Annotated in this window: 25 protein-coding genes; 12 read left to right on the forward strand and 13 right to left on the reverse strand. The window is 64.4% G+C overall.

Translation table 11 applies throughout. The features are described from left to right. Window positions 1-149 precede the first annotated feature (149 nt). The 6 genes from ACVC5H_RS08150 to ACVC5H_RS08175 form a co-directional block, all read right to left on the reverse strand. Window positions 150-1,481 carry an ABC transporter substrate-binding protein gene (locus ACVC5H_RS08150; protein WP_489621835.1) on the reverse strand — a complete coding sequence of 444 codons (1,332 nt, stop codon included), beginning with the start codon at window positions 1,479-1,481 and terminating at the stop codon, window positions 150-152. A 128-nt stretch (window positions 1,482-1,609) separates the two neighbouring features. Then, on the reverse strand, window positions 1,610-2,695 hold the full coding sequence (locus ACVC5H_RS08155) for an ABC transporter ATP-binding protein (RefSeq protein ID WP_489621836.1): 1,086 nt from the start codon (window positions 2,693-2,695) through the stop codon (window positions 1,610-1,612). Between the two features lie 211 nt (window positions 2,696-2,906). After that, a complete protein-coding gene (locus ACVC5H_RS08160; protein WP_489621837.1) occupies window positions 2,907-3,866 on the reverse strand; it encodes a C-terminal binding protein in 960 nt (319 codons plus the stop codon). Between the two features lie 267 nt (window positions 3,867-4,133). Continuing rightward, a complete protein-coding gene (locus ACVC5H_RS08165; protein ID WP_489621838.1) occupies window positions 4,134-5,870 on the reverse strand; it encodes an IlvD/Edd family dehydratase in 1,737 nt (578 codons plus the stop codon). 139 nt (window positions 5,871-6,009) lie between these two features. Continuing rightward, window positions 6,010-6,228, reverse strand: a complete 219-nt coding sequence (locus tag ACVC5H_RS08170) for a hypothetical protein (protein ID WP_489621839.1) — start codon at window positions 6,226-6,228, stop codon at window positions 6,010-6,012. A gap of 144 nt (window positions 6,229-6,372) precedes the next feature. Continuing rightward, window positions 6,373-6,582, reverse strand: a complete 210-nt coding sequence (locus ACVC5H_RS08175; protein WP_489621840.1) for a hypothetical protein — start codon at window positions 6,580-6,582, stop codon at window positions 6,373-6,375. A 181-nt stretch (window positions 6,583-6,763) separates the two neighbouring features. On the opposite strand from ACVC5H_RS08175, the gene ACVC5H_RS08180 reads away from it, so the two are divergent. Beyond that, window positions 6,764-7,825 carry an Ldh family oxidoreductase gene (locus tag ACVC5H_RS08180; RefSeq protein ID WP_489621841.1) on the forward strand — a complete coding sequence of 354 codons (1,062 nt, stop codon included), beginning with the start codon at window positions 6,764-6,766 and terminating at the stop codon, window positions 7,823-7,825. Window positions 7,826-7,833: 8 nt separating this feature from the next. Next, window positions 7,834-8,607, forward strand: a complete 774-nt coding sequence (locus ACVC5H_RS08185) for a FadR/GntR family transcriptional regulator (protein ID WP_489621842.1) — start codon at window positions 7,834-7,836, stop codon at window positions 8,605-8,607. On the opposite strand, the gene ACVC5H_RS08190 is transcribed toward ACVC5H_RS08185, so the two are convergent. The 3 genes from ACVC5H_RS08190 to ACVC5H_RS08200 form a co-directional block, all read right to left on the reverse strand. Beyond that, window positions 8,595-9,125: a C40 family peptidase gene (locus ACVC5H_RS08190; RefSeq protein WP_489621843.1), complete on the reverse strand. Its 531-nt coding sequence runs from the start codon at window positions 9,123-9,125 to the stop codon at window positions 8,595-8,597. The two genes, ACVC5H_RS08185 and ACVC5H_RS08190, sit on opposite strands and share 13 nt — an antisense overlap. Window positions 9,126-9,155: 30 nt before the next feature. After that, window positions 9,156-10,358, reverse strand: a complete 1,203-nt coding sequence (locus ACVC5H_RS08195) for an acetylornithine transaminase (protein ID WP_489621844.1) — start codon at window positions 10,356-10,358, stop codon at window positions 9,156-9,158. Between the two features lie 420 nt (window positions 10,359-10,778). Further along, a complete protein-coding gene (locus tag ACVC5H_RS08200; RefSeq protein ID WP_489621845.1) occupies window positions 10,779-11,828 on the reverse strand; it encodes a CDP-6-deoxy-delta-3,4-glucoseen reductase in 1,050 nt (349 codons plus the stop codon). Window positions 11,829-11,864: 36 nt separating this feature from the next. Between ACVC5H_RS08200 and ACVC5H_RS08205 the strand changes: the two genes are divergently transcribed. The 6 genes from ACVC5H_RS08205 to ACVC5H_RS08230 all read left to right on the forward strand — a co-directional run bounded on the left by ACVC5H_RS08205 (window position 11,865) and on the right by ACVC5H_RS08230 (window position 16,905). Further along, the gene (locus ACVC5H_RS08205) at window positions 11,865-12,746 is read left to right on the forward strand and encodes an SDR family oxidoreductase (protein ID WP_489622667.1); all 882 of its coding nucleotides are present in this window, start codon (window positions 11,865-11,867) and stop codon (window positions 12,744-12,746) included. Between the two features lie 174 nt (window positions 12,747-12,920). Next, the gene (locus ACVC5H_RS08210; RefSeq protein WP_489621846.1) at window positions 12,921-13,694 is read left to right on the forward strand and encodes an ABC transporter ATP-binding protein; all 774 of its coding nucleotides are present in this window, start codon (window positions 12,921-12,923) and stop codon (window positions 13,692-13,694) included. Further along, window positions 13,691-14,692: an ABC transporter substrate-binding protein gene (locus ACVC5H_RS08215; RefSeq protein ID WP_489621847.1), complete on the forward strand. Its 1,002-nt coding sequence runs from the start codon at window positions 13,691-13,693 to the stop codon at window positions 14,690-14,692. The genes ACVC5H_RS08210 and ACVC5H_RS08215 overlap by 4 nt, the downstream gene beginning before the upstream one ends. Before the next feature lie 138 nt (window positions 14,693-14,830). Then, a complete protein-coding gene (locus tag ACVC5H_RS08220; protein WP_489621848.1) occupies window positions 14,831-15,604 on the forward strand; it encodes an ABC transporter permease in 774 nt (257 codons plus the stop codon). Window positions 15,605-15,617: 13 nt separating this feature from the next. Then, complete coding sequence (locus ACVC5H_RS08225; RefSeq protein WP_489621849.1) at window positions 15,618-16,400, forward strand: type 2 periplasmic-binding domain-containing protein; 783 nt, start codon at window positions 15,618-15,620, stop codon at window positions 16,398-16,400. A gap of 235 nt (window positions 16,401-16,635) precedes the next feature. Further along, complete coding sequence (locus tag ACVC5H_RS08230) at window positions 16,636-16,905, forward strand: hypothetical protein (protein WP_489621850.1); 270 nt, start codon at window positions 16,636-16,638, stop codon at window positions 16,903-16,905. Window positions 16,906-17,025: 120 nt separating this feature from the next. On the opposite strand, the gene ACVC5H_RS08235 is transcribed toward ACVC5H_RS08230, so the two are convergent. From ACVC5H_RS08235 to ACVC5H_RS08245, 3 genes are all read right to left on the reverse strand, one after another. After that, on the reverse strand, window positions 17,026-18,708 hold the full coding sequence (locus ACVC5H_RS08235; RefSeq protein ID WP_489621851.1) for a Na+/H+ antiporter: 1,683 nt from the start codon (window positions 18,706-18,708) through the stop codon (window positions 17,026-17,028). A 220-nt stretch (window positions 18,709-18,928) separates the two neighbouring features. Continuing rightward, entirely contained in the window at window positions 18,929-20,203 is a 1,275-nt protein-coding gene (oxlT, locus tag ACVC5H_RS08240) for an oxalate/formate MFS antiporter (RefSeq protein WP_489621852.1), read from the reverse strand. A gap of 224 nt (window positions 20,204-20,427) precedes the next feature. Continuing rightward, on the reverse strand, window positions 20,428-21,210 hold the full coding sequence (locus ACVC5H_RS08245) for a GntR family transcriptional regulator (protein ID WP_489621853.1): 783 nt from the start codon (window positions 21,208-21,210) through the stop codon (window positions 20,428-20,430). A gap of 210 nt (window positions 21,211-21,420) precedes the next feature. Between ACVC5H_RS08245 and ACVC5H_RS08250 the strand changes: the two genes are divergently transcribed. Both ACVC5H_RS08250 and ACVC5H_RS08255 read left to right on the forward strand, forming a co-directional pair. Further along, on the forward strand, window positions 21,421-21,711 hold the full coding sequence (locus ACVC5H_RS08250) for a nucleotidyltransferase family protein (protein WP_489621854.1): 291 nt from the start codon (window positions 21,421-21,423) through the stop codon (window positions 21,709-21,711). Beyond that, window positions 21,708-22,067 (forward strand): HepT-like ribonuclease domain-containing protein, encoded by a 360-nt coding sequence (locus ACVC5H_RS08255; protein ID WP_489621855.1) that lies wholly within the window; start codon window positions 21,708-21,710, stop codon window positions 22,065-22,067. The genes ACVC5H_RS08250 and ACVC5H_RS08255 overlap by 4 nt, the downstream gene beginning before the upstream one ends. Before the next feature lie 87 nt (window positions 22,068-22,154). Here ACVC5H_RS08255 and ACVC5H_RS08260 read toward each other — a convergent pair whose 3' ends face one another. Then, a complete protein-coding gene (locus tag ACVC5H_RS08260; protein WP_489621856.1) occupies window positions 22,155-23,138 on the reverse strand; it encodes a LysR family transcriptional regulator in 984 nt (327 codons plus the stop codon). Between the two features lie 173 nt (window positions 23,139-23,311). Here ACVC5H_RS08260 and ACVC5H_RS08265 point away from each other — a divergent pair, with 173 nt between their 5' ends. Together ACVC5H_RS08265 and ACVC5H_RS08270 are read left to right on the forward strand one after the other, a co-directional pair. Further along, window positions 23,312-24,403, forward strand: a complete 1,092-nt coding sequence (locus ACVC5H_RS08265; protein WP_489621857.1) for a tartrate dehydrogenase — start codon at window positions 23,312-23,314, stop codon at window positions 24,401-24,403. 179 nt (window positions 24,404-24,582) lie between these two features. After that, window positions 24,583-25,896: an MFS transporter gene (locus ACVC5H_RS08270; protein ID WP_489621858.1), complete on the forward strand. Its 1,314-nt coding sequence runs from the start codon at window positions 24,583-24,585 to the stop codon at window positions 25,894-25,896. The last annotated feature ends 7 nt before the right edge of the window (window positions 25,897-25,903 follow it).

The following is a 25,903-nucleotide window of genomic DNA, read 5'->3' on the forward strand; positions in this document are numbered from 1 at the left end:
GCTGCAGGCCAGGCCTGCAGCCGGTACTGGTGTAACGCGTTGCAATGCGCCAGCGCTGCGGCACCGGGCTGGCAGGCCCTGACAACCTGCCCCTTGCCCGCTGTCCCGAGGGAACCCGGTCCGCGTTGCTGACGTTCAGACCGATGACGTCAAGCCTTGTAGTAGCGCTTGGCGCGTTCGGCCGCGCGGTCGATGGCCTGTTGCACGGTCTTGGCGCCGGACGCTGCCTCGGCCACCATGTCCACCACCACGTAGTCCGCCATGCAGGCGGCCGAGGCTTGTCCCAGCGGGCCTTCGTGGCCATGGTCCAGCATCAGCGAAGCGGCGTCGCGGTAGACCGTGGCCTTGGGATCTTCGGTCCAGATCGGGTTCTTTTCGTAGGCCTTCAGCGGCTGGCTGACGTAGCCGATGGACGCCTTTACCCACGGGTTGTACTGGTCCGGCTCGAACATGAACTGCACGAAGGCCTTGGCCGCGTTGGGATACTTGGTGTGCTTGAACACCATCATCTGCGTGATCTGCATCAGCTCGGTGGGCTTGCCGGCCGGGCCGATGGGGAAGTGCGCGTGCTGGGTATCCTTGGCGATGTCCTGCAGCTTGGGGTCCGGCGAATTCTTGGCGGCGTAATACACGGAGATGCCGTTGGCCGTCATGCTGATCTGGCCGTCCAGGTAAGCCTTGTTGTTGGACGGATCCTGCCAGGACAGGGTGCCGGGCACGAAGGTGGCATAGAGCTGCTTGGCGTATTCCAGCGCGGCGCGTGTCTCGGGCGAATTGATCGCGACCTTGCCGCTCTTGTCGACCAGCTTGCCGCCGTGTGACCACAGCAGCCAGTGCGCCCAGTTGTTGGCGTCACCGACGGCCTTGCCCAGGGCGAAGCCGACCGGGGTGTCCTTGGCCTTGAGTGCCTGGCACAGCTTGAGGAAGCCGGCCGTATCCTTGGGAATGGCATCGAAGCCGGCCGCCTTGAGCTGGCTTTCGCGGTAGACCAGGGCATTGCCGATCACGCCCAGCGGCAGGGCGATCCACTTGCCATCCTTGGTGCCGTACTTGCGGCAGACGTCGTACCAGCCGCCATAGCGCTTGCCCAGCGAATCGGCAAGATCGGTCATGTCGATCAGCTTGGTGGGATACTGCTGCGGGTCGTCGAACCAGCCCAGCACGATGTCCGGACCGCTGCCCACGTTGGCCGCCACGGCCGCTTTCGGGCGTACGTCTTCCCAGCCTTCGCTGTCGGTGCGCACCGGCACGCCGGTCAGTTCGGTGAATTTCTTGACGTTGGCGTTCCACAGGTCTTCGTCGCCCTGGACGAAACGCTTCCAGCGCAGGATGCGCAGGGTCGCGCCCTGTTCGATGGGGTACTTGATGCTGTCGGCGCCGGCCGCGCCGGGGCCCGCCGCAAAGGCGTTCACACCCATGCTGGAAGCGGCTGCGGCGGCAGCACTGGTGACCAGGAATTCGCGTCGTGTCAGCTTGCTCATGTCTCCTACTCCTTCGGTTGAAAGTCGAATTGGACCGCTCTCGAACGGATGTTCTTGCGGATGGACTCTTTTTCTTGTGTTGCTGCGCTACTGGTGTTGCCTGGGTACTGCAGTGATGGTGCGTCGGATCAGCGGGCCGCCAGCGACTTGCCGGATTCTGCATCGAAGAGGTGCGTGCGGCTGTGGTCGGGCACCAGGTGGATCACGTCGCCCGCACCGAAATCATGGCGCTCGCGGAAGATCGAGGTGAGGCTGGTCTCGCCGAAGCGCGAGAACACTTCCGTATCGGCGCCGGTCGGTTCCACCACGATCACCTTGGTCGCAATGCCTTGCCCGGCCGCACCGATGGAGAGGTGTTCGGGACGCACGCCATAGGTCACCTTCTGCCCATCGCTGCCCTGCAAGGCGCCGCCATAGGGGGCCGGTACGCGGGTGCCATCGGCGAACTCGACCTCGGCCGCAGCGGCGCCACGGCGCAGGGTGGCGGGAATGAAGTTCATCGCCGGCGAGCCGATGAAGCCGGCCACGAACAGGTTGGCCGGGTAGTCGTACAGATCCAGCGGACGGCCGCGCTGCTCCACCAGGCCGTCGCGCATCACCACGATCTGGTCGGCCATGGTCATGGCTTCGATCTGGTCGTGGGTGACGTAGATGGAGGTGGTCTTCAGGCGCTGGTGCAATTCCTTGATCTCGGTGCGCATCTGCACGCGCAGCTTGGCGTCGAGGTTGGAGAGCGGTTCGTCGAAGAGGAATACCTGCGGATCGCGCACGATGGCACGGCCCATCGCCACGCGCTGGCGCTGCCCGCCCGAGAGCTGGCGTGGATAGCGGTCCAGCAGCTGGTTCAGGCCCAGGATGTCGGCGGCCTTCTTGACGCGTTCGTCCACGAAGGACTTGTCCTTCTTGGCCAGCGTCAGCGAGAAGGCCATGTTGTCGCGCACGGTCATGTGCGGATAGAGCGCGTAGTTCTGGAACACCATGGCGATGTCGCGGTCCTTGGGCTGGACGTTGTTGACCACGGTGCCTCCGATGAGGATCTCGCCGCCGGTGATTTCCTCCAGCCCGGCCAGCATGCGCAAGAGCGTCGATTTGCCGCAGCCGGAAGGGCCGACCAGCACCGTGAATTCGCCATCGGCGATATCGATGTCAACGCCCCGGATGATCTGGGTGCTGCCGAACTGTTTCTTGACTGCGCGAATCTGTACTGATGCCATCAAATGCTCCTCGTCTCTATCCTCGAATCGACGCTGCGGAACCGGTTCCAGACGGAGCCGTTCACAACGCGCTTGGTTCAGGCACGCCCTGTGGAGGGACGCACGGGAGATCCTGGTGGTCTCCCTTCTTCTGTTGTCTGCTTTGATGCAGCGCCGGCTGGCGGCCGGCGCGGTGCTGCGTTGGCGCCCCGTTGCCGGGGAGTGTTTTGACTTATTTGTTCTTGCCCTGGACGACCACGTAGGAGGGCCGTCCGTTACGGTCCCAGTCGATCAGGTTCTGGGCCGCCTTGCGCCGCAGTTCGCGCGCTGCGACGTCCGAGAAGAACGCCGCGTGCGGCGACAATAGCACACGTGGATGCTGCACGATAGCCGAGGCGGTCTCCGGTGGTTCGACCGGCAACACATCCAGGGCGGCGCCCTTGAGCTTGCCGTTTTCCAGGGCGGCCAGCAGATCGTCGATCCTGATCAGGCCACCGCGTGCGGAGTTGACCAGGTAGCTCTGCGGCTGCAACAGGTTCAGCAGCGAGGCGTCGACCATGTTGCGCGTCTCGTCGTTCAAGGGCGTGTGCAGCGAGACCACGTGCGCCTGGCCGAACAGCTCCTCGCGGCTCACGCGCTCCACATAGGCCGGGAAGTCGCCATCGATGATGTAGGGATCATAGGCAATCACGCGCTTGAAGAGATTGCGCGAGATATGCGCCATGCGCTTGCCGATGCGGCCCAGCCCGATGATGCCGATGGTCAGGTCGGATGCGCGCGGGATGATGCCGGCGGTGGTGTAATGCCATTCGCCTGCTTTCACGGCGCGGTCATACACGGTGATGTTGCGGATCAGGTCCAGCGCCATGGCCAGCGCATGGGTGGCCACTTCGCCCACGCCATAGTCGGGCGAGTTGGCGACCCACACGCCATGGGCGGCGGCGTCGGCGGTGTTGATGGTGTCGAAGCCGGCGCCGTAGCGGCTGGCGATGCGGATCTCAGGGCGGGCCGCAAAGACCTTGGCGTTCACCGGTGCATATTGCACCAGCAGGCCCTGGCAACCTTCAGAGGCGGCGATCACCTCGTCTTCGGTGCGGCATTGCGCGGTCACGACCTCCACGCCGGCCTCCCTGTAGAGCGCGAGCTCCAGGTCGACGTCGGGGAAATCGTAGTCCGTAATCAGTACTTTCATTGCTCGTCTCCATGATGGTTGTCTGGGGCCACCTTGATGCAACTACTTCCTGGAACACGGCCGCCGCTTGTGTGGCTGTACCGTGCTCCCGGGGTACGACGGATGCTGGTATTAACTTGAATTTAATGCTGTTTTGATGAGCCTTTATTTTTGCTTAATGCTGCCTGGTGTTGCTTGTGGTTGCTTCAGGTGGTGTCCGCTTCAACGGGGTTGCTTGAAAAATTCGTGCTGCCGCAGCCACCCGTGAGGTAGCAGCGGCAGGCCTGTTCAGTGATTGTCCTTGGGCACGTAAGGCCCGCTCTTGCCGACCAGGAAATCGAGGTCAGCGCCCTGGTTGGCCTGTTGCACGTGATCGACGTAGAGCTTGACCCAGCCGCGCTGCATCTGCGGCGGCAATGCCGGCTTCTGCCATTGTGCACGGCGGCGCGCCAGTTCTTCGTCGGAGACGTCCAGATGCAGCCTGCGCGCCTCCACGTCGAGTTCGATGAAGTCGCCGTTCTGCACCAGCGCCAGCGGCCCGCCTGCCGCCGCTTCCGGTGAGACGTGCAAGACCACGGTGCCATAGGCGGTACCGCTCATGCGCGCATCCGACACGCGCACCATGTCCGTGATGCCACGGCGCAAAATCTTCGGCGGCAGCGGCATGTTGCCCGCTTCGGCCATGCCGGGGTAACCCTTGGGGCCGCAGTTCTTCAGCACCAGCACGCAGGTTTCATCGACGTCCAGGTCCTCGTCGTCGATGCGCTTGTGCAGGTCGTCGCTGTTCTCGAAGACCACCGCGCGGCCGCGATGCCTGAGCAGTTCCGGCGTGGCGGCTGAAGGCTTGATGACGGCACCGTCCGGGGCCAGGTTGCCCTTGAGGATGGCGATGCCGGCCGCTTCCTTGAAGGGCTGGTCGAAGCTGCGGATGACTTCCGGATTCCAGTTCGGCGCGTCCTGGCAGTTCTCCCACAGGGTCTTGCCGTTGGCGGTCAGCGCGGTCTTGTCGATCACGCTTTCCAGCTGGCGGATCACGGCCGGCAGGCCGCCTGCGTAGTAGAAATCTTCCATCAGGAATTTGCCGGAAGGCTGCAGGTCCAGCAGGCAGGGCAGTTGGTGGCCGATCTCGTCCCAATCCTTCAGGTCGAGCTGGATGCCGATGCGTCCGGCGATGGCCAGCAGGTGGATCACCGCATTGGTGGAGCCGCCGATGGCAGCGTTGACGCGAATCGCATTCTCGAAGGCCTGGCGCGTGAGAATTTTGGACAGCACCAGGTCTTCTTCCACCATCTGCACGATGCGCCGGCCGGCGTGGCGGGCCAGCACGTTGCGGCGCGCATCCACGGCGGGAATGGCGGCATTGTGCGGCAGGCCCACACCCAGCGCCTCGACCATGCTGGCCATGGTGGAGGCGGTGCCCATGGTCATGCAGTGGCCGTGCGAGCGGTGCATGCAGCTCTCGGCCTCGAAAAATTCTTCCTGCGTCATCTTGCCGGCGCGCACGTCTTCCGACATCTGCCAAACGCCAGTGCCGGAGCCGAGTTCACGGCCACGGTATTTGCCCGACAGCATCGGGCCGCCCGATACACCAATGGTCGGCACGTCCACCGAAGCCGCACCCATCAGGAGGGCAGGGGTGGTCTTGTCGCAGCCCATCAGCAGCACCACACCATCGAGCGGATTGGCGCGAATCGATTCTTCCACGTCCATGCTGGCGAGATTGCGGTAGAGCATGGCGGTAGGGCGCAGCAGGGTCTCGCCCAGCGACATCACGGGGAATTCCAGCGGGAAGCCACCGGCTTCCCAGATGCCGATCTTGACCTGCTCAGCCAGGGCGCGGAAGTGCGAATTGCAGGGCGTAAGTTCGGAATAGGTATTGCAGATGCCGATCACCGGACGGCCATCGAACTGGTCGTGCGGGATGCCGCGGTTCTTGACCCAGGAGCGGTAGATGAAGCCATCGCGGTCCTGGCGGCCGAACCAGGCCTGGCTGCGGCGGGTGGATTTCTTGGTGTCGTCGGTCATTGTCGTTCCCTGGCAGCGGCGCGTGCGCAGAGGCACAGCGAGCACTGCCTTTCTGATGCGATCCATGAACTGCCGGCCGGATGGGCCCGCAGTGCCGTTCAATGCTTGCTGCCTGCGCCTGCCTGGTCGTGAAGGAGGCTCAGGCGATGTTGCGCGAGGGGACAGGATGACTGTCGCCCTGGTCAAAGAAATAGCGGGAAAAATCAATCAGCAGGAAGGCCAGCAAGGACCCGAACGCGGAGCCGCGATGCAAGGCACGGCGCGCCCGTACGCCGGAGGCCGCTGTGGCGTAGGCGGTGTGCGCCCAGCCAGCCGGTGTCCTGCGGTTCACATGCGGTGCAGTGCCTTGGTAAGCCAATGGGATGTCTCCGTTGCCTGGAGCCGCTGGCATCGACTGTCGCGGCTGGGTCTGTGCCGTCCGTTCTGCAGGCGGGCCATGCCCCGTCTCCCCGACGGCGGCAAGGCACGCTATGCGACGTGACTTGTATGGTTGGCTGCGAGTCTATTGCAGCCGGATTTGTTTGGTCAAGTGGTAATACCAGAAGGCGGGAAAGCATTTTGTCAGGAAGTGAAGAAGCTGGCGCGCATGCTGCCGCTGCAGCATCCAAGGCGGTCGACGGAAGATGTAGAGCCCAGGCGGGAAGCGGCTTTGCGCCCGATGGCTGAGCTGGCTGGAAATGCTGCGGCGCGTAAAAGGTGAAAACTTTTTCACGGTCTTTTCATCCTTGACACCGGCGATCCGATGTGAAATTCTGGCTCAGCTGGTCTGACCACATGACCGCACTCCGCCGTCCTTGCGCAGGGCGGCGCCAGAACAACAATGATCCCGGAGACCCCAGCTCGCTACCGCATCGCGGTCCGTCTCGTTCCGTTCCTGAAAGGATGCTTGTCCCATGGCTGCACCCGAACGCTTTTCCGCTGACGCCCTGCGTCAGTTCGCTACCACCCTGTTGCAGCGTGCCGGCCTGGAGGCCGACAAGGCCGATAGCGTCGCCGCCACCCTGGTCGATGGCGACCTGTTGGGCCACGACACGCACGGCCTGGCGCTCTTGGCACCCTATGTGAAGGAACTGGAAAAAGGCAGCATGACCACTTCCGGCCAGCCCGACGTGCTCTCCGAACGGGCCGCCGCGCTGGCCTGGGATGGCCGCCGCCTGCCCGGCCCCTGGCTGGTGCACCAGGGCATCGATGCGCTCATTCCCAAGGCACGCGACTATGGCACGGCCTCGCTGACCATCCACCACAGCCACCACATCGCCTGCCTGGCCGCCTACCTGCTGCGCGCCACGCAGGAGGGCTTCATGATGATCCTGGCCAGCTCCGACCCGGCCGTGCAGAGCGTGGCACCCTTTGGCGGCACCCGGGCGGTGTTCACGCCCAATCCGATTGCGGCCGGCATTCCGACCTCCGGCACGCCTTTCCTGGTCGATATCTCGGCTTCCATCACCACCAACGGCATGAGCAACCGGCTGCACAAGGCCGGCAAGCAGTTCGAGGAAGAATGGCTCATCGATGGCGCCGGCCATCCCAGCCGCGATCCGGCCGTGCTCTCGGCCACGCCGCCCGGCACCATCCTGCCGCTGGGCGGGTTGTCGGCCGGGCACAAGGGCTTCGGGCTGGCGGTGCTGATCGAGGCGCTCACCGGTGGCCTGTCCGGTTTTGGGCGGGCCGATCCGGCGGCGGGCTGGGGTGCCACGGTGTTCATGTCGCTTTATGACCCTTCGGCCTTTGGCGGTGAAGAGGACTTCAAGCGCCAGATGGACCATATCGCCCAGGCCTGCCGCAGCAACCCGCCGCGCCCGGGCGTGGGCCAGGTGCGCATGCCCGGTGACCGTGGCATGCAGCGCCGCGCCGAACAACTGGCGCAAGGCGTGACCCTGCATCCGACCATCGCGCCCATGCTGCGCGAGGCTGGCGCCGCTTACGATCTGGAGTTTCCCGCCACCCTGGACTGAAGGCCATCATGCCCATCGAAGCGATCGAACCGCAGCGCTTGTACCGGCAGATCAGCGACCAGTTGCGCAAGCTGATCGTGGATGGGGAATTCGCCGTCGGTTCGCGCCTGCCCTCCGAGCGTGACCTGGCCGTGCAACTGGGCGTGAGCCGTCCGTCGCTGCGCGAGGCCCTCATTGCGCTGGAGGTGGAAGGGCATATCGAAGTGCGCATGGGGTCAGGCATCTACGTCTGTGCGCCGCCTGCGCAGCGCGAGTTGCGGCACGACCTGTCCGGCGAGGAAGGGCCGCTGGAGCTGATCCGTGCGCGCGAGATGATCGAAGGGGAGGTGGCTTATGCCGCCGCTCAACTGGGCAGCAAGCAGCAGATCGCGGCGGTGGAGGAGGCTTATGCCATGATGATCGCGCATGCCGAGGCCGGCACCGATCCGCTGGAGGCGGACCGCCTGTTCCACATCCGCCTGGCCGAGGCCACCGGCAACAGTGTGCTGGTCGGGCTGGTGACGCAACTCTTCGATGCCCGCCTGGGACCGCTGTTCGAGCGCCTGCACAGCCACTTCGACGGCACCCGCGTCTGGCAGGAAGCCATCGAGGAACATGGCCTGATCCTGCAAGCCCTGCGCGAACGCAATCCCGAGCAGGCACGCGCCGCCATGCGGCGTCACATGGATATCGCCTTCACGCGCTACAGCGCCAATCTGATCCGGGAATACGGCAACCGCCAGCAGCAGGAAGGCGGGCCGCGCAAACGGTCGGCCCGCAAGACGGTCCTTCAGTTGAAGTAGGTGCGCGCCATTTCGAAGCGGCGCGAAAAATAGGGATTGTCCATGCGCGAGATATGCACCTTGCCATTGGTCGAGGGCGCATGCACGAAGCGGCCATCGCCCAGGTAGATGCCCACGTGCGAGAAGGGACGGTTCTGGGTATTGAAGAACACCAGGTCCCCCGCACGCAATTGCGAAGGATCGATCTGGCGGCCCTGGCGGGCGATGTCGGCAGCGCTGCCGCTGATACGGTAATTGGCAGCCTGGCCAAAGATGTAGGTGACCATGCCGCTGCAATCGAGCCCGGCCGAGGGATTCTTGCCGCCGAAGCGGTAGCCCGTATCGATCAGCGAGAGCGCATAGAGCGCCACTTCATTGCCATTGTCGGTGGCCGGCAGCGCCGGTGCCTGCGATTGCGGGGCGCCGGGCAGCCGGGACACGGGGGGCGCGGTCGGCGCCGTACCGCACGCCGCCAGGATCAGGGTCGCCGACAGCGCGGCCAGCGCCGACAGGGTAGAGGGCGCAGCGGCCCTCCGCATCAATGCCATCCTTGCGCGCCCCGCCATCGCTTACTTCCCGATCTTGGCCAGGACGTCTTCCAGCATGGAGAACATCTGGTCGATCTCTTCCTTGGTCACGCTCAGGGCCGGCATGAAGCGCAGCAGGTTGGGACGCGGCGAGTTCAGCAGCAGGCCCACCGGTTCCAGGTTGCGCGCGGCTTCGACGATCTGCGGACCGATGTCGCGGCCCAGTTGCAGGGCGCGCAGCAAGCCTTCGCCACGCTCGCCTTCGAAGCCGTACTTCTCGGAGATTTCCAGCGAACGCTGGCGCAGGTACTGGCCGCGCTCGCGCACCGATTCCATGAAGCCGGGCTTCAACAGTTCCTTGATCACGGCCACGCCCACGGCGGTCATCAGCGGGTTGCCGTTGTAGGTGCCGCCTTGCTCGCCGGCTTCGAAACAGGCGATCTCTTCGCGCGCCAGCAGGGCCGCCAGCGGCACGCCGCCGCCGATGCCCTTGGCCAGGGTCATGATGTCGGGTTCGATGCCGGAGTGCTGGTAGCCGAACAGCTGGCCGGTACGGCCCATGCCGCTTTGCACTTCATCGACGATCAGCAGCAGGTTCTTTTCCTTGGTCAGGCGGCGCAGGCCTTGCATGAATTCCTTGGACGCCGGAATGACGCCGCCTTCGCCCTGCACCGGCTCCAGCATCACGGCCACGGTGTGGTTGCCGATCAGTGCCTCGACGCTGGCCAGGTCGTTCAGGATGGCCTTGGGGAAGCCCGGTACCTGCGGCGCGAACATGGTGTCCCAACCATCCTTGCCGCTGGCCGACATGGTGGCCAGGGTACGGCCGTGGAAGCTGTGCTTGAAGGTGATGATCTCGAAGCGCGCCGAACCGTCGGCGGCCGGGTTCTTCTTGCCCCACTTGCGGGCCAGCTTGATGGCGCCTTCGTTGGCTTCGGCACCGCTGTTGGCGAAGAACACGCGGTCGAACACCGAGTTGGCCGTCAGCAGGTTGGCCAGTTCGATGGAGGGGGCGTTGTAGAAGGCCGGCGAGGGGTTGATCAGCTTCTTGCTCTGTGCAGCCAGGGCGTCGGCGATGCATTGCGGGGCATGGCCCAGGGTGTTGACTGCCCAGCCTTGCAGGTAGTCGAGATAGCGCTTGCCATGATGGTCGGTCAGCCACATGCCATGGCCTTCGGTGAAGACCAGCTCGGGGCGGTTGGTGACGTACATCAGCTTGTTGGCGTCGGACGGGCTGTATTGCATCGATAGGCTCCTGCAAGAATAGGGTGGTTGGGAGGGTGGTGCAGACCGTTGCCCACACGAACACTAGGCGCTAGGCAGCAGGCACACGACAGACCCGGATGGCGAATAAAAAAAAGCCACAGGGTTTGCCTGTGGCTTCGCGATTCGTTTCACTTCACGCGCGCAGCAGCAGCAAACCTTTCTCAGGTTGGCTGCGGCGTCGTAAAAATGTGGCGTTAGCGATCATGCGGTGCAGTTTATGACCTTTTGCGCAGAGCGTCAAAAAGAAATTTCCCGCCGGACCCGCCAGCGGGCGCTTCCGGCGGGCCACCGTTGCAATTTCATCGCATCTCGCCGGGCCGCGCGGCATCAGGCTTGCGCGGCATCTTCGCAAATGCGCGTGACGCCGGCATGACACCGGCGCTGCGCGCAACCGCACGTTCAGGCGGCCGGGCTGTCCGAGACCGGCTTGGCCAGGTCGGCTTCGGAAGTGAAGGAATCGGCATAGAACTCGTCTTCCGGCAGGCCGCACTGGGCGCTGAAATCGCGTTGTGCCGATTCCACCACGATGGGCGCGCCACAGGCGTAGACCTGGTGGCCCGACAGGTCGGGGAAGTCTTCCATCACGGCGCGGTGGACGAAGCCGGTGCGGCCGCTCCAGTTGTCCTCGGCCTGGGCGTTGGAGACCACCGGCACGTACTTGAAGTTGGGCAGGTCCTGTTCCCACTGCTGGCACAGCGCGTTCATGTAAAGATCCTGCGGGCGGCGGCCGCCCCAGTACAGGGTGACCGGACGCGTGGAGCCCGCGTGTTCCAGCTGTTCGACGATGGCCTTGATGGGCGCAAAGCCGGTGCCGGAAGCCAGCAGGATGATGGGCTTGTCGGAGTCCTCGCGCAGGAAGAAGGTACCCAGCGGGCCTTCGATGCGCAGGATGTCGCGTTCCTTCAGGGTGGTGAACACCTGGTCGGTGAACAGGCCGCCCGGCAGATGGCGGATGTGCAGGCTCATGTGCTCATCCTTGTGCGGGGCGTTGGCCATGCTGTAGCTGCGGCGCTTGCCGTCGCGCAGGAGGAATTCCACGTACTGGCCGGCCTTGTACTGCAGGCGGTCATTGGCCGGCAACTGCAGCGACAGGATGATGACGTCATCGGCCACCTTCTCCAGCTTGGCCACGCGCACCGGCAGCTTGCGCACCGGGATCTCGCCCACGCCGGCCACTTCGCGCGCCTCGATGGTGACGTCGCTCTGCGGCTTGGCCACGCAGAACAGGGCATAGCCCAGCTGCTGCTCGTGCGCCGAGAGGGCGCGTTCCTGGTGCGGGCCGTGCTCGACCTGGCCGGACACCAGCTTGCCCTTGCAGGAGCTGCAGGCGCCGTTCTTGCAGCCGTAGGGCAGGCCGACACCGGCGCGGATGGCGGCGGTGAGGATGGATTCGTCGGCGTCGCAGGTGAACTGGCGACCGCTAGGCTGGACTGTGACTTGGAAACTCATACAATTCTGCTTCTGGATAAATTTGGATTGAATACCGTGAAAAAACTGGGCCTGCCTCGCGTACTGATTCTGGGCTGCGGCGACGTCGGCCTGCGGCTGGTGCCGCTGCTGCTGCCGCACTACCGCGTGCTGGCCGTGACCAGCAACCCCGAGCGCCGCGCCGAACTGCGCGCTGCCGGCGCCATTCCCATCGTCGCCGACCTCGACGCTCCCCTGACGCTGGGCCGTCTGGCGCGCCTGGCGCCGACCATCGTGCATCTGGCGCCGCCGCAGTCCGAGGGCCGCATCGACCGCCGGTCCCGCAATTTGGCCGCCATTTTACCCGAGGGCGCGCGCCTGGTTTATATCAGCACGACCGGCGTCTACGGCGATTGCGCTGGCGCAAGCTTCGATGAAACCCGCCGCGTGAACCCGCAGAACGCCCGCGCAGTGCGCCGGGGCGATGCCGAAACGATGCTGCGGGCCTGGGCGCGGCGCCGTCACGGCAAGCTCTCCATCCTGCGCGTGCCCGGCATCTATGCGGCCGACCGCCTGCCGCTGGAGCGCCTGCACAAGGGCCTGCCGGCCCTGGTGGCCGGGGAGGACGTGCATACCAACCACATCCATGCCGATGACCTGGCCCGCATCTGCCTGGCCGCGATGCGCCTGGGTGCGCCCAATCGCGTCTACCACGCCGTGGACGATACCCAACTCAAGATGGGCGACTACTTCGACGCCGTGGCCGATGCTGCCGGCCTGGCGCGCCCGCCCCGCCTGCCGCGCGCCGAGCTGGAACGCAACGTCTCGCCGATGATGTTGTCCTTCATGTCGGAATCGCGCCGCCTGCACAATGGCCGTATCAAGCACGAGCTGGGCGTGCGGCTGCGCTATCCCGACGTGCAGAGCCTGCTGGCCGAGTGGAGGCTGACGCGGGACTGACGCCTTTATGCGTTTTATGCACGTTTCTTATTCGAAATACGAATAAGCATACGATTTTTAAGTAGTTGTTTTGCATAGCCGGCATCAGTACAGTGCATGCCTGACCAAAAGGGGAGGGCCATGTCACGCCTTCCCCGCTCCACCATCCCTTGCGCGCGGCCCTCCGCGGACCACATGAAGCTATCTTTCAACAACGTCGCCAAGCGTTTCGGCGACCTGCACGTGATCGAGGAATTCACCCGCGAGATCGCCTCCGGTGAGCTGGTCGCGCTGGTCGGTCCCTCCGGCTGCGGCAAGTCCACCCTGCTGCATATGGCCGCCGGCCTGGAAAAGCCCAGCAGCGGCACGGTCGCGGGCGATGGACAGGCCATCCGCGGCCCGCATCCCGAGCGCACCCTGATGTTCCAGGAAAATGCCCTCTATCCCTGGCTCACCCTGCAGCAGAACGTGGCGCTGGCACTGGAATTCCAGAACATCGACAAGAAGAAGGCTGCCGACCAGGCCCGCGTCTGGCTGGAGAACGTCAAACTCAAGGGTTTCGAAAATTATTATCCGCACCAGGTCTCGGGCGGCATGCGCCAGCGCGCCGCCCTGGCGCGCGCCTTCATCTCGCAGCCCAAGGCGCTGCTGCTGGACGAGCCTTTCGGTGCGCTCGACGCGCTCACCCGCATGACCTTGCAGGATGCCCTGCGCGAGCTGATCCGCCAGCAGGGCCCGACCGTGGTGCTGGTGACGCACGACGTGGATGAGGCGCTGTTCCTGGCCGACCGCATCTTCGTGTTCAGCCCGCGCCCGGCCAAGGTCCTGAAGGAATTCAATCTCGTGCATCACGAAAAGACGCACGACCTGTCCGAATTTGCGGCCATCCGCCGCGAGATCCTCTGCCTGCTGGGCATCCACGCCGAGCAGGACGAATTTGCCAAAAACCTGGAAGGGGTTGCAGTATGAAACTCGCACGCATTCTGGCACCGGCCATCGCCGCCGCCGCCCTGGCTTTGTCCGGCAACGCGCTGGCTCTGGAAAAATTCAAGATCGGCTACCTGCGCGTCATGGACGATGCGCAAGCCATGGCCGCCTATGAAGCCGGCCTCTACAAGAAATATGGCCTGGATGTGGAACTGATCGAATTCAAGTCCGGCACCGATCTGGTCAAGGCCATCGTCGGCGGCCAGCTCGACAGCGGCGTGTTCGGCTTCTCCAATGCCGTGGCCTGGGCCTCCAAGGGCGCCGACCTGAAAGTGGTGGGCGGCGCGCAGCTGGGCTATCACGCCCTGGTGGCGCGCGAGGACTCCGGCATCAACAAGGTGGCCGATCTCAAGGGCAAGACCCTGGCCTCGCAAGCCGAAGGCAGCACCGCCGACACCGTGCTCAAGGGGGTGGTGCTGCGCGATGCCGGCATCAAGCCCGATGACGTCAACGTGATGGGCGTCTCGCCGCAGGTGGCGGTGCAGTCGCTGGTGGGCAAGCGGGTCGATGCGGCCTTCCTGTTCGAGCCGCAGGCGCGTATCGCGCAACTGATCGCACCGGTCAAGCAGATCTATGAAATCGGCGAAGTCTGGCCCTTCCCCTGCATGGTGGTCATCACCTCCGGCGAGACCCTGAAGAAAAAGCGCGATGCCGTCTGGAAGTCGCTCGACGCCCAGCGTGACGCCATCACCCTGCTGCAGAAGAAGCCGGCCGAGGCTTCCAAACTGATCGCCGGCTACTTCATCGCCGAACCGACCCTGAAGACCCTGAAGCATGGCGAGATGCTGCGCGAAGACGTGATCCGCGACGCCATCAAGAGCCAGACCTTCACGCCCAAGATCAGCAAGAAGGACCAGGACCGCATGCAGGAGATCGCCGATATTCTGCAATCGCAGGGTTCGCTCAAGACCCGCGACGGCAAGCCCTTCGACGTGAACTCCATCACCGACCTGTCGTGGCAGAACGCGCGCAAGCTGTAACCGCCGGAGCGTCTTCGATACGGCCCTCTCGGGCCTACTCAGCCCGAACGGTTTGGGATGTGATGTCGAAGTAGTTCTCATTTTTTTTAATCTGGCCGGATCCTGTCCGGCCATTGTCTTTCCTGTCCTCCTGTCCTTATGAGCTCTCAGCGTCGCGTTACCGGACTCCGCAAGAAGCTGGCCATGGTGCTGGCCATCCTCTTCATTCTCCTGATGTGGCAGATCGCGGCCTGGTCGCTGCCCTCCTTCCTGATGCCGGGCGTACCCGCAGTGGCTGCGCGCCTGCTGGAAGAGGTGCAGTCCGGCAATTTCCGCGCCGCGCTCTTTGGCAGTCTCTATCGCCTTGGCCTGGGCTATGGCTCGGCGCTGGTGCTGGGCATCGGCTTCGGGCTGGTCGGTGCGGTGCTGTTCTTCTTCCGTGAAGTGCTGAAGTCGGCCATCGTGATCCTGCAATCGATTCCCTCGATTGCCTGGGTGCCGCTGTTCCTGATCCTGATGGGCTTCGGCAACCTGCCCATCGTGGTGGTGGTGGCCATCGCCGCCTTCTTCCCGGCTGCGCTGTCGGTGATGAATGCCACCGAGAGCGTGCAACAGGTCCACGTCTCTGCGGCCCGCGTGATGGGGGCTTCGCGCCTGTCCATGCTGCGCCGGGTCTATCTGCCGGCCGTGATGCCGGAGCTCATCACCGGTGCCCAGCTGGCCTTCGGCAATGCCTGGCGTGCGCTGATCTCGGCCGAGATGCTGGTCGGTTTCGGCAAGGGTCTGGGACGCACGCTGGCCTATTCGGGCGAGACCGCCGACATGATCGGCGTGATGGCCAACATCCTGACCATCGCCATCCTGGCTGCGCTGATCGACCAGGTGATCCTGGAAAACCTCAAGCATCGCCTGCTGAAATATCAGTACGTCTGAGCGGAGCGATCCCATGCGCGCCCTGCACCGGTTCATCCTGCTCCTCGCGGTCTGCCTGCCGATGGCGACAGCGCAGGCCGGCGTGCTCGACGACGCGCGCCGCAGCGAGGCCTTGCGCATCGGGCTGGACCACGTGCCGCCACCCTACAAGGGCGGCATGAAATTCCGCACCCCCGAAAACATCGCCACCGTACTGGCCGAGGATCTCGCCGCGCAATGGAAGCGCAAGGCCGAGCTCCAGCCCAACACGCCTGACCGTGCCGCGCTCAAGGGCGTGCGGCCGGACCTGGTGCTCACGCGGGTGGACCCGGGCCAAGTCGACGCTACGGTTATCGGCACCGGCTACAGCGCCGGCGGCATGGCCATCATGCGTACCGACACCACCATTCGCAGCTGGGATGATCTGAAGGGCCGCACCGTCTGCGTCTCCACCGGTTCGCCCTATGTCGGTACCCTCAGCGCCCGCTACGGCGCCATCGAAAAAGTGATGCCGGCCCCGGCCGATTCGCTGCTGGCGGTACGTACCGGCCAGTGCGACGCTGCCGTGCATGACGACACGCTCATGAAGGCGCTGCTGAAGCTGCCCGAGTGGAAGAAGTTCTCCGCGCAACTGGCCCCGGTCAGCCGCCAGGCGCTGGTGCTGCAAGTGCGCGGCAACGACCCCGCCGACCTGGCCGCCGCGCGTCAGGCAGCAGCGAGATGGAACGATGCGTTCTGGGCCAATGCCGTCAAAAAGTGGGGCAACAACGTCGCCTTCGAGGTCTACCTCGACCAGAACGTACCGGATTGCCACTGAGGTTTTTGACGGTACGACAAGGGAAGTTGCCAGGACAATATCGGCACCTCGGGATTTCTTGCCAGCCGGGCAAGCCGCTCTGTATCGGCGGCGCAAAAAAAGCGCCGTTTTATGGGATTTCCCTGTGGCAGAGCGCGGCAATGGGCGTAACATAGTCGGCATTCGCACCACTGGAAGGCACATCCTGTTGCCTCCAGCATTCATTTCTCAGCCTTCGTTTCAAAGGGAGCCCATCATGGCCATGGACATCGCCTCCGCCGTCAACGGCGTCGTCTCCGACCCCAACGGCAATGCACCGACCACCGGCAAGGCCAACGATCCGGTGGCCGTGCGCCGCGCCGAAGAAGCGGCGGCGGCCCTGAAGGCCGAACAGCGCCGCCTGGAAGAAATCCAGGCCGACGAAACCCGCGCCGAGGCTTCGCGTGAGGAACGTAATCGCCGTGAGCAGGCCTCGCGCAATTCCACCGGCGAGATCATCGGCACCACGGTCAATTCGGTGGCCTGATCACGTGCCTGTCGGCCGCCTGATCTGGCCGATACCGGATTCTTAACCTGCATTCAACAAAGCCCGCAACGCCTGCTGGTCAGGCCTTGCGGGCTTTGTCGTTGCTGCCCCGGCGGTATGTCAGTGGTGATGCCCTGACGCATTCAATGAACCGAGCAGCCAGGTCTCGGCCATGTCGATCTGGGTGATCAGCATCAGGAAGGTCTCGTCATTGATGCGCTGCTCGGCGCGCAGGTAGTGCACTTCCAGGCGCTCGGCGCGGATCGCCTCCAGCCGCAGTTCACGCTCGAACTGCTTGAAGCGGTTGGCGGCGCGCTGGGTTTCCTCGGAATCGCTCTCGGCATTCATGCGCATGCGATAGGTGGCCAGCAGGCTGCCGCTGACTTCCATCAAGAGTGCCAGGTCGTTTTCATCCAGGTTCACGCCGATGCGTTCCTGGGCTTCCTCGATGGTACGCACGGCCGCTTCCGACAGGCGCAGGCGCGCCATCATTTCTTCCGCGCGGCGGCGCTTGACCTCGGCATCGAGCTGCAGGTCCTTCAACAGCCACGGCAGCAGGAAGCTGCCGAACAGCAGCGAGCAGAGAATCACCCCGGTGGCCAGGAAGATCAGCAGGTCGCGCGCCGGGAAGGGCGTATGTTCGCGCAGCATGAGCGGGATCGACATCACTCCGGCCAGCGTGATGGCGCCACGCACCCCGGAGAGCGCGGTGATGGTGATGAGGCGCAGGTCGAACTTGCGGTTGCGCCCGCTCTGGCCGCGCACCGCCGAAGCGAAACGGCGCATGCGCAGGTTGATCCACACCCATACGAAGCGCAGCACGATCAGCGCCACCGTGATGGCCAGGATGTAGACGAACAGATGCCACACCGGCACGTTGCCGGCCATCTGCGCATCCAGGTGGGCCAGGCCGATGATGCCTGGCAGTTGCAGGCCCAGCAGCAGGAAGGACATGCCGTTGAAGATGAATTCCAGCATGATCATGATGCCGCGCCCCTGCAGCCGGGTCGCCGCCGATTCGCCGCCGGCCGTTTCCAGATAGGGCATCAGCATGCCCGCCGCCACCGCCGCCAGGATGCCGGACAGCCCAAAGTGTTCCGCGAAGATGTAGGCCGTGAACGGGATCAGCATCAGCAGCACCACCTGGATGCCCGGCTCGTCGCCGGACCATTCGATGATCTTGCGCCGGATCAGCCCGAAGCCCCAGGCCACGATCAGCCCCACGGCAATGCCGCCGGCGGCGATCAGCACGAAGGAAATGCTGGCGTCCAGCAGCGAGAAGGTGCCGGTGATGATCGCCGCCAGGGCGAACTTGAAGGCCACCAGGCCGGAGGCATCGTTCATCAGCGCCTCGCCTTCCAGCACGTGCTGCATCGAGGCGGGCAGGCGGCCCTTGCCGACGATGGACGAGACCGCCACCGCATCGGTAGGCGAGAGCACGGCCGCCAGCGCGAAGGCCGACGGCAGCGAGATCACCGGGATCATCCAGTGGATGAAGTAACCCATCCCCACCACCGTGAACAACACCAGGCCCAGCGCCAGCGCCAGGATGGGCCGCGCCAGGCGGAAGAACTCGCGCTTGGGCATGCGCCAGCCATCGGTAAAGAGCAGCGGCGGGATGAACAGCAGCAGGAACAGTTCCGGATCGAAACTGATGCGCAGGCCGAACATGGGCATGGCCAGTACCGCGCCCAGGGCGATCTGGAACAGGGGCAGCGGCAGCTTGAAGGGCGCCAGCCGCGCCACCACGCCGGAGACGGCCACGGCGAGCAGCAGGATCAAAACGGTGAAGACGATTTCCATGAGGCAGCAGTTGATGTTCTTGTGACGGGGCGCGGGTGGGTCAGACCCGCAGGACTGCGGCGAGTTGCAGGTGGCTTGCAAAGGGTTGCAACAAGCTTGCAAGTATACGGCACAAGCACCCTGCAAGCACTGTACAAGCCTGCAGGTGCTGCGAAGGCGGGGCGTCAAAACGGCGATGCCGGCGCGAGGCCGGCATCGGAGAGGGAAGGTAGCAGCAGACTTAGTTGCCGGCCTTGGCCAGATAGCTTGCCCGCCACGGCTTCAACACCATCAGCGCCAGACAGGCGGTGAGGATGTCCAGCGTGATGGCGGTGCCGAAGACCGGATGCCAGCTGCCGGTCTTCTCGTGCATCATCGCCGCCAGCGGGCCGCCGAAGATCGAGCCGATGCCTTGCGAGATGTAGAGCCAGCCATAGTTGGCGGTGGCGTTGCGGGTGCCGAAGGTGTCCGTGAGCGTCGAGGGGAAGAGCGAGAAGATCTCGCCCCAACCGAAGAAGACGACCCCCGACAGCAGCACGAACAGCACCGCATTGTCGCGCGTGGCCAGCCACAGCGCCATGGCCACGCCTTCCAGCGCGAAGGCGAAGAACATGGTGTTCTCGCGGCCATAGCGGTCCGAGACCCAGCCGAAGAAGGGCCGTGTGAGTCCATTGGTGAGGCGGTCGATGGTCAGCGCCAGCGGCAGCGCCGCCAGGCCGAACACCATCACGTTGGCCACGCCGAAGTCACGCGCGAAGGTGGCCATCTGCGAAGTTACCATCAGGCCAGAGGTGGACATCATGGTCATCATCACGAACATCAGCCAGAACAGCGGCGTGCGCAGCATCTGGCGCGGTGCCAGGTCGAGCTTGCTGGCGGCAATGGCCGGGGCCGGCATGGCGGCCGCATGCCCGGCGCCGGGCGAGCGCAGCGCCTGGGACGCCAGCACGCCGATCACCGCAAACACCAGCCCGAATTGCCAGAGCGTGGTTTCCAGCCCGGCGCTGGCCAGCGACGCCGAGATCGGGAAGGTGGTCAGGATCGCGCCCATGCCATAGCCGGCGGCCACCATCCCCACCGCAAAGCCACGGCGGTCCGGGAACCAGCGCACCATCTGGCCGACCACGCCGACGTAGACGATGCCGGTACCCAGCCCGCCCACCAGCCCATAGGCCAGATAGAACAGGCCGATGCTGGAGACCTGTGCGGCCAGGATCCACGACAGGCCCGACATGAAGGTGCCGATGGCGATCAGGCGGCGCGCGCCGAAGCGCTCGATCAGACTGCCCTGGAAGGGCGAGAAGAAGGTCTGCAGCACGATCAGCATCGAGAAGGTGATCTGCAGTTGCGACAGCGGCACGCCCAGCTTGGCCGTGAGCGGCTTGGTGAAGAGCGTCCAGACGTATTGCGGGCTGGAGATGGCCATCATGCAGATCAGGCCGATGCACAGCTGGAACCAGCGGTTGTGCAGCAAGCCCTGCGCGCTCGCGGGGGCGGTTTGGGTGAGGGTGGTCATGCGTTTCTCCTGTACAGAAAGCCATGGTGGAAGGCCAGCCCTGCCGGATCGGGCAAGGTGCCGCTTGCCTGAATTTATGTATGCATAAATCCTGCGCCCACAAAAGCAGCTTTCGTGCCATTTGCCTTGCGGCAAATCCGGCACCCGGAAAATCGGTTCAATTCTTCTTCGGGAGGGAAAAAAACGGCCTGCGACCCGCAAATGACGCGCAAACCTTCACTTTTTCAGCCAAATCGCTTGCGCCGGGCCGGTGCCGACGGCGAGCTGCTGCCTTGTGCCGGTGCAGCCTGCACCGACCCGGCGCGCACCTGTTCCAGGCGGGCGATGGTCATCCGTTCGACCACGGCATGGCTGCCTTCGATGTGGCGGGCGATGAGCTCGCCGGCCAGTTCGCCGTCGCTGCGGGCGATGGCGTCCAGGATGGCGCGGTGCTCGGCATAGGTGTCGTCGATGCAGTCGCCATAGGCAAAATCCAGCCGCCGCATGATGCGCAGCTGGTTGGCCAACTGGCGGTAGACGGTATCGGCCTCGGGATTGCCGGCCGCCTGCACCAGCGCGCAGTGGAAGGCTTCGTCCAGGGCCGCCACGGCCAGCCCGTCGGGCAGGCGGTCGCTGGGGGCGCATTGCCAGATCGCGCCTTGCTCGGCCACCAGTTGCTGGCGCACGGGGGCGGCGATGCGTGGCGAGCAGAGCTTGCGTACCGCGTGCAGCTCCAGCATCTCGCGCAATTCATAGAGGGAGGCGAAGCGCGCCAGGTCGATCGGCACCACTTCCCAGCCATTGCGGAAGTGGCCGCGCACCAGGCCCTCGCTCTGCAAGCGCATCAGCGCCTCGCGCACCGGCGTGCGCGAGACTTGCAGGCGCTCGGCCACGTCGTTCTCGGCGAAGCGGTCGCCGGGCAGCAGGCGGAAGGCGTAGATGTCCTCGCGCAGGCTGGCGTAGACCGTATCGGTCAGCTTGCCGGTAGGGCGGGGAGCGAGATCGGCGGGCGCTTGGCTGGACGTCATGGAAAAGGCGGCTGGGCGGGTGGTGGGGAGCTGGCGGCTATCTTAACGCGGGCGCGGGGGCGGATGGAAGATGGGGAACGTCCGTCAACGCAACAGGTCCGGCACTGAAAATCAGGACATTTCGATTCTCGGAAATAGTGGAAATAGTTCTTGAGGCACTATTCTTGATTGCATATCATCTCAACGAATTCCGATAAGAAAGGATGCCCCATGCGACCGTCTGTTGTGCTTGACATGAAGCGAAGCGCAGTGCGCGAAGCGGTAAGCCGCTTCCGCACGGCGAACCCACGCGTCTTCGGGTCGGTACTACACGGCACCGACCAAGAGGGAAGCGACATCGATCTGCTGGTCGATGCGCTGCCTGGCGCGACGCTATTCGACCTTGGCGGCCTGCAAGACGAGTTGGAATCCTTGCTTGGTCTGCACGTCGATCTGCTTACCCCTGGCGATCTGCCGCCGAAGTTCCGGGACCAGGTGCTTGCAGAGGCGCGACCGATATGAGCGATAACCGCTTGACCGACTACCTTGACCATATGCAGCAGGCCGCTACCGATGCCTGTGGCTTCGTGGAAGGCTTGTCCAAAGCGGATTTCGTTGCCGACAAGCGAACCCGGCAAGCCGTCATCATGAGCCTCATCATCATCGGCGAAGCCTCCACGAAGGTGATGGATGGTTATGCCGAGTTCGTTCGAATACATGCTCAAGTGCCGTGGCGCAGTATGCGTGGCATGCGCAATCGCATTGCCCACGGTTACTTTGACATTAATCTCGATGTGGTATGGGATACCGTGCAGACGGCACTGCCGGAGTTGCTCAAGCAACTGCCCGCCGTGCGCCAGGATGCAGAAGCAGAATGAGCGGCAGTCATTCAAGGACGTGACTCGGAACCTCTGTGTCCATTCCTATGCTTTAACGCCGGGTTCCTATCTCACCGTTGGCTTAGCTTAGGATTTTTCCGTTTTCTTCTGTGACGCCCCCGTGCCCCGCGTACCCAACACCGTAATACGAGATTTGGGCGACGTCCCCGCCAGTTCACGCGCGATGAAATCCACGAAGCTGCGCACCCGTGTGGACAGTTGATGGCGCTGCGAGTACACCGCAAAGATATCCGCATTGGGCGTCTGCCAGCCCGGCAGCACCTGCACCAGCCGGCCGTCTTCAAGATAGCTGCGGATATCCCATTCGGCGCGCATGAGGATGCCATGCCCGTCCAGGGCCCACTTCACCGCGATCTCGCCGTCATTGGTGGTGAGGTTGCCGCGTATCTTGACAGTCTCCGTCTTGCGCGAGGCGCCGCTGCCCGAGGACAGTTTCCACACCCCATAAGCCTCGTCCCCCTGGCGGATGCCCACGCAATTGTGCTTGCCCAGGTCATGTGGTGTCTGCGGGATGCCGCGCCGCTTCAGGTAGGCCGGGGAGGCGCACAGCAGGCGCGCGTTGGAGGCCAGTCGGCGCGCTACCACCCTGGTATCGGGCGGCTCGCCGAAGCGGATGCAGACATCGAAGCTCTCCTCGGTCAGGGGCGGCGGCATCACGGACAACTGCAACTGCACCGACACCTGCGGATGGCGCGTGACGAACTTGGAGATCACCGGCGCCACGTGGCTGCGCCCGAAACCCAGCGTGGCATTGACCCGCAGCAGCCCTTCCGGGCGGCGCTTGGAACTGCCCAGCAGTTCGGACAATTCGTCGATCTGGTCGAGGATGCGGCGGGCGTGTTCCAGATAGAGCTCGCCCTCGGGCGTCAACATCATGCGGCGCGTGGTGCGGTTGACCAGCGGCACGCCGGCACGCGCTTCCATCTGCGTGAGGTGCTTGCTGACCGCCGCCGTGGTCAGTCCCAGCTCGCGCGCCGCCGCCGACAGGCTGCCCGCCGTGGCCAGCACGGAAAAGAAACGCAGGTCGGCGGGGAGAACGGTGTCCTGCATGAAGACCTCATTGAAGAAGGACTGCAGATTGTTGAGTCCAGGTTAAGAATGCTTTAAGTCTAGCACCGGTTCCTGTCCTTGCAGTATGGGTAAAGTAGTCTGCATGCAAAAAGGCGGCCCTGCCGTCCTTTTGCCAGACCCAACACCGCATCTCATCAAGAAAGGCTGGAGACATGAACACCTATCGCATCGCAACCATCCCCGGCGACGGCATCGGCAAGGAAGTCATTCCTGCCGGCCGCCAGCTGCTGCAAGCCCTGGCTGCTGCCCGCGCCGACCTGGCCTTCGAATTCGAGGACTTCGACTGGGGCGGCGACTACTACCGCCAGCACGGCGTGATGATGCCCGCCGATGGCCTCGACGCCCTGCGCGACAAGGATGCCATCCTGTTCGGCTCGGCCGGCGACCCGCACATCCCCGATCACGTCACCCTGTGGGGCTTGCGCCTGAAGATCTGCCAGGGCTTCGACCAGTATGCCAACGTGCGCCCCACGCGCATCCTGCCGGGCATCGATGCCCCGCTCAAGCGCTGCCGTGCCGAAGACCTGAACTGGGTCATCGTGCGCGAGAACTCCGAAGGCGAATACGCCGGTGTCGGTGGCCGCGTGCATCAAGGGCATCCGATTGAAGCCGCCACCGATGTCTCGATGATGACCCGCGCCGGGGTCGAGCGCATCATGCGCTTTGCCTTCAAGCTGGCCCAGTCGCGCCCGCGCAAGCTGCTCACCGTGGTCACCAAGAGCAATGCCCAGCGCCATGCGATGGTGATGTGGGACGAGATTGCGGTACAGATTTCGAAAGAATTCCCCGACGTGAAGTGGGACAAGGAACTGGTCGATGCCGCCACCGCGCGCATGGTCAACCGTCCCGCCACGCTGGACACCATCGTGGCCACCAACCTGCATGCCGACATCCTCTCCGACCTCGCCGCCGCGCTGGCCGGCAGCCTCGGTATTGCACCGACCGGCAACATCGATCCCGAGCGCCGCTATCCGTCCATGTTCGAACCCATCCACGGTTCGGCCTTCGACATCATGGGCAAGGGCCTGGCCAATCCGGTCGGCACCTTCTGGTCGGTGGTGATGCTGCTGGAACACCTGGGCGAACACGCTGCGGCGGCCCAGGTGATGCAGGCCATCGAAGCCGTCACTGCCGATCCGGCGCTGCATACCGGCGACCTTGGCGGCAAGGCTACCACCGTACAGGTGACCGAGGCCGTGTGCGGTTTCGTTGCCCGGGCGGCGCGGGTGCAGCAGGCGGCTTGATGCTGCATCAACCGATATAAACGATATAAATCGTTTTCAGTGTCCGGGGTGAGTGGACTCGCTCCGGTGTCCGGCTTCATCCCCAAAAATTTATAGAACAAGGGGAGCGGCCGTCATTCATCAGGGCTGCATTGCGTGCGCCCATTCCATGACCGGCAATCGTCCGGCAGGAGGAGACCATGAAACAGGACCAGGACATCGAAGCGCGTGTCTCGCGCAAGCTCATGTGGCGCATCATTCCTTTCGTGATGCTGCTGTATTTCATCAGTTTTCTGGATCGCGTCAACGTCGGCTTTGCGGCCATCACGATGAACAAGGAACTGGGCCTCTCGCCCACCGCCTTCGGGCTGGGCGGGGGCTTGTTCTTCATCGGCTATTTTCTCTTTGAAGTCCCATCCAACCTGATCCTGCACCGGGTCGGCGCGCGCCTCTGGATTGCGCGGGTGATGGTGACCTGGGGCCTGATCTCGGCGGCCTCGGCCTTTGTCACCGGCCCCCACAGCTTCTACCTCCTGCGCTTCCTGCTGGGCGTGGCCGAGGCCGGGTTCTTCCCTGGCATCATCCTCTACCTCTCGCTGTGGTTCCCGACCCGCCAGCGTGCGGTGGCGGCGGCCTGGTTCATGGCGGCCGCCCCCATCTCGGTGGCGCTGGGTTCGCCGCTGTCGGGCGCAATCATGCAATTGCCGTCGATGTTCGGCCTGTCGGACTGGCAGATGCTCTACATCATCGAAGCGGCGCCGGCCGTGATCCTGGGCGTGGTGGTGCTGAAATACATGACCGACAAGCCGGAACAGGCGCACTGGCTGGCCGATGACGAGCGTACCTGGCTGGTGGCACGCCTGAAGGCCGAGGCCGATGCCAAGAAGGGTGGCCACGGCCACACCGCCAGCGCCTGGTCAGCCCTCAAGGACATGCGCGTGCTGGCCCTGGCGCTGATCTACTTCGGTACTTCGGCCGGGCTCTACACGCTGGGGCTGTGGGCGCCGCTGATGATCCGCGAATTCGGTTTCACGCCTTTCCAGACCGGCTTGCTGACCGGCGTGCCCAGCGTGGTGGCGGTCGTGGCCATGGTCTGGTGGGCGCGCCATTCGGACCGCAGCGGCGAGCGCACCTGGCACGTGGTCATTCCCTGTGTGGTGGCCTGCATCGGCTTCGTGCTGGCCGGCAATGCGGTCACGGCGCTCTTCGTGGTGCTTTCGCTGGTGGTGGTCAACGTCGGCATCAGCTCGGCCAAGGCACCGCTGTGGGCCATGCCCAGCACCTTCCTTTCCGGCGCGGGCGCGGCGGCCGGCATTGCGATGATCAATTCGCTGGGCAACCTGGGCGGCTTCGTCGGCCCGTTCGCCATCGGCTGGCTGAAGAACCGCACCGGCGGCTATGCGGCCGGGCTGTATGTGGTGGCGGCCACGCTGGCGGTATCGGCCGTGGTGACCTTGCTGCTGGCGCGCAATACGCGGCGTGCGACGGTGGCGGAGCAGCAACAGCGGGCCTGACAGCGGC

The sequence above is a fragment of the Herbaspirillum sp. Her3 genome, from assembly GCF_057961275.1.